The sequence below is a fragment of the Streptomyces tateyamensis genome, from assembly GCF_003205575.1.
Lineage (GTDB): Bacteria > Actinomycetota > Actinomycetes > Streptomycetales > Streptomycetaceae > Kitasatospora > Kitasatospora tateyamensis.
The window spans coordinates 368-1,003 of the sequence record NZ_PYBW01000295.1 but is presented as its reverse complement, the minus strand read 5'-3'; the positions used below and the strand labels follow the sequence as shown (position 1 = coordinate 1,003).

Sequence of the window (636 nt, the reverse complement as noted above, 5' to 3'; positions counted from 1 at the left end):
AGCGGCACGCTCGACACCAGTGACTCCGTCCGCAGCTGCCCGTGCGCGTCACGCCGCTTGGCGCAGTGCAGCAGCCCCGCATTGGTGAGCTGCCGCCGCGCCCGGTCCGCCGTGATCCGCCCACCCGTCAACCCGGCGGCCAGCTCCGTCACCGTGGTCCGGCGCGCCCTGGCCTCGGAGAGCGCGAGGGCCCGCACGAGGAGGCGGAACGCGGAGTCGGAGAGATCGTCGTCCCAGATGTGGGAGTTGGCAATCATCGTGAAGTCGCGCGCAGGCGCGATAACATTCCTGAGCATCCCAAGTGGCTCATTCCACTAGCGGGTGAAGAGCCCGGCCGGGTGTTCCACCACCCACCGGGCTCGCCCCCTGTCCAGCGCAGGGGCGATCGGTACACCGCGCACGCTACACGGACGGCGGCACGATCGGCGACGCTGCGCGAGCGCGCGAGCACGGTGCGCAACCACTCCGCGCGCCCTCGCGCGCCCCTCGCGGATCGTGGAGGGATGTCAGCCCGGTGCAGCGACATGGTGAGTAGAGGCGCTTACGGCCCCATCGGCTACAGACCAGTGCTGACACCTGGGCGCGGGGGAACGTGCCGCGATCCTCCTATGACGGGACACTCCACGTCAGCGTGGG

1 protein-coding gene is annotated in these 636 nt (G+C 70.6%); it reads right to left on the bottom strand.

Annotated elements, in window-relative coordinates; translation table 11 throughout:
• Window positions 1-296: hypothetical protein (locus C7C46_RS33445; protein WP_425470170.1), on the bottom strand; the 296-nt coding region annotated here is incomplete at its 3' end.
• Window positions 297-636: the final 340 nt, after the last annotated feature.